Genomic DNA, 2,453 nt, shown 5'->3' on the forward strand with positions numbered 1-2,453 from the left:
GGCGAAAACTATCATGAGCGTCCTGCGTCCATGCGCGTCGCTGGCACGCCCGCCCGCCACCAAGCCCGGGATCAGGCCCAAGGCATATACCCCGAAGACCGCGGTGGCCTGGGCGTCGGACAGGCTCAACGTAGAACGGTAGACCACCAGCAACGGAACGAACTGGTTCGCCCCGTACCCGACCGTGAACATCGCCAGCGCCGGCCAGCGCCAGGACCCGCCCCGGACAGCTGTCAGCTTAGCCCGGGGCACGGAGCGTTCCGGGGCCCGGGCCGGAAAGGTGCCGCGGACATTCGGCACCGGCCGGGGCTTCACAGGCTGGAGTGCCCGGCCACGACCTTCTCCAGCTCGTCCTTGCCCTGGGCGAGCGTCCGGTCCAGTGCCGCCGGGTCCTGCCGGTTCAGCTCCAGCGTCTCGCCCATTGACTCACCGCGCACCACGTTCAGTTCGTCACCGACCATGCCGGCGACCGCGGCCCGGGCCACGTCCTGCGGGCTCTCGTAGTCGAAGCCATGCTCCGCCTCGGCCTCGGAGCTCTCCATCATCGGGGTGTCAGTGGCGCCAGGGAAGACGTTGAGCACATGCACGCCCTCGCCGTAGAGCTCCCGGCGCAGAGCCTCGCCGAAATGGGCGATCCCGGCCTTGGTCGCACCGTAGACGGTGTAGAACGCCATCCCGAGCAGGCCGAACCCGGAGGAGACATTCACGACCAGCCCGTCGCCCGAGGCCCGCAACGCCGGAAGCGCGGCCCGGGTGAGCAGGATCGGGGCAGTCAGGTTCAGCGCGATCTGCGCCAGCACCTCGGACTCCTCGATCGCCTCCAGCCGTCCGGCGCGGACGTTGCCGGCGTTGTTGATCAGCATGTCAATCCCGTCCAACTCGTTCTGGGCCTCGGCCACGACCTGCGCCGGGGCGCCGTCCGCGGTCAGGTCCGCGGGGATGATCACGGCCTGGCCGCCCTTCTCGCGGACCAAGGCAGCCACTTCTTCCAGAGGCTCGGAGCGCCGGCCCACCAGCGCCAAATGCGGCGAGTACTGGGCCAGCTCCAGGGCCAGGGCGCGGCCGATGCCGCTGCCGGCGCCGGTAAGCAGAATCTTACGGTTGTTCAGATCCATGAGAAATACCTCCAGAAAAATGTTCAGTCGGATCGGTGTACAGACTCGCGCGGTTCGCCCGGTGCCCTTGTGTCCGTCGATGTTCGTTACGTGCTACAGGCCGGCCAGCACACAGAACTCGTTGCCCTCAGGGTCTGACAGTACTACCCAGTCCACCTCAGGACCTTGCCCCACGTTCACGCGGCGGGCACCAAGGGACTCCAAACGCATCACCTCACCGGCCTGATCGGTGTCCGTCGGGCGCAGATCCAGATGCATTCGGTTCTTGGTCTCCTTGGGCTCCGGAACGGACAGGAAGTCGAGGAACGGCCGCGCCCCGTCGAGCGGAGCGATCCTGATGCCCTCCTCGTACTCCTCGTGAACCGCATAGCCCAACGCAGCGCACCAGAAACTGGCCAGGCCCACGGGGTCGCGACAGTCAACGACGACGAAGTGAAACGCGCTGGTCATGACGTACTCCTATGTCAAGCGGCCGATACGAAGCTACCCGGCGCTAGAGACGCGCCGGCGATGACGGACATTCCAACAGAGGCGGAGCCGTTCGCCAGGGGTGCTTCGGGATACTGATCAATGTTGGCACACCGTATCAGGAGCAACGTTTTGGCATGTTGAAAGCAGCCCGGGCCACCAATGAGGCTCGCATGGCCCTCGCTCGCTTAGGGGCAGGGTTCCATATGGTTGACCGTAATTGCCGTCGGCCGGTACTTCCCCAGCTTCGAGGCGTGCTTGGTAAAGGAAGCCGTCTGTGGATGGATGTGGCCGGTAGTCGAACACGTGTAGGCGGGGAGGTCGGGCGGCTCAACTGCTATAGCTTCCCACCCCGGCCGCAGCTCAAAAGATTACTTACCGTCCGGGGTCGTTAGAGTTGCGCCTTGGCTGCTGGCTCGGCACCGGGCAAAAGCCGTTGCTTATATAGAACCGGACTCGTGCGTCTTCTTACCGGGTACATGTCCAATCCAGAATTTTTTTCCGTTCACCAATCCGTGAGGGCGGGCACACCGAATGACTTGTATGCGGGTCCAAAGGTGGACTCCATGAACCTCATGAGGAGAAAACTGTGTTGAAGAAAAAAGTACTTCTGCTGGCCCCCGCCGTCGCGCTGGGCCTGACCGCCATGGCCGGTGCCCCCGCAATGGCTGACCACGCCGCCGGCACGTATTCGACCACGTTCCAGGACATCAACGAGACCGGCGCCAGCGGCGGCGCCTGGATCAACGTCGAAGGCTCCACCGCGACCGTCACGGTTGAGGCTGCCGGCCTGGCCGAGATGTTCGGCGAGGGCGCATTCCCGCACGTGCAGCACATCCACATCGCTGCCCAGGGCACCTGCCCGACCAT

Annotated in this window: 2 protein-coding genes and 2 pseudogenes; 1 reads left to right on the plus strand and 3 read right to left on the minus strand. The window is 64.9% G+C overall.

Features of this window, described 5'->3' with window-relative positions:
• The 3 genes and pseudogenes from Y707_RS22775 to Y707_RS0102070 form a co-directional block, all read right to left on the minus strand.
• Positions 1 to 252: pseudogene (locus Y707_RS22775) on the minus strand (MFS transporter); the annotation flags it as partial.
• A gap of 59 nt (positions 253 to 311) precedes the next feature.
• The gene (locus tag Y707_RS0102065; RefSeq protein WP_026533858.1) at positions 312 to 1,115 is read right to left on the minus strand and encodes an SDR family NAD(P)-dependent oxidoreductase; all 804 of its coding nucleotides are present in this window, start codon (positions 1,113 to 1,115) and stop codon (positions 312 to 314) included.
• A 93-nt stretch (positions 1,116 to 1,208) separates the two neighbouring features.
• Complete coding sequence (locus tag Y707_RS0102070) at positions 1,209 to 1,565, minus strand: VOC family protein (RefSeq protein WP_026533859.1); 357 nt, start codon at positions 1,563 to 1,565, stop codon at positions 1,209 to 1,211.
• A gap of 607 nt (positions 1,566 to 2,172) precedes the next feature.
• On the opposite strand from Y707_RS0102070, the pseudogene Y707_RS0102075 reads away from it, so the two are divergent.
• Positions 2,173 to 2,453, plus strand: a pseudogene (locus Y707_RS0102075) (hypothetical protein); the annotation flags it as partial.

Source organism: Arthrobacter sp. H14, assembly GCF_000520495.1.
GTDB lineage: Bacteria > Actinomycetota > Actinomycetes > Actinomycetales > Micrococcaceae > Arthrobacter_C.

What these genes read in the sequence shown, in the direction of transcription:
- Y707_RS0102065 (WP_026533858.1), bottom strand. Translation starts at nt 1,115, where the DNA reads ATGGATCTGAACAACCGTAAGATTCTGCTTACCGGCGCCGGCAGCGGC.
- Y707_RS0102070 (WP_026533859.1), bottom strand. Translation starts at nt 1,565, where the DNA reads ATGACCAGCGCGTTTCACTTCGTCGTCGTTGACTGTCGCGACCCCGTG.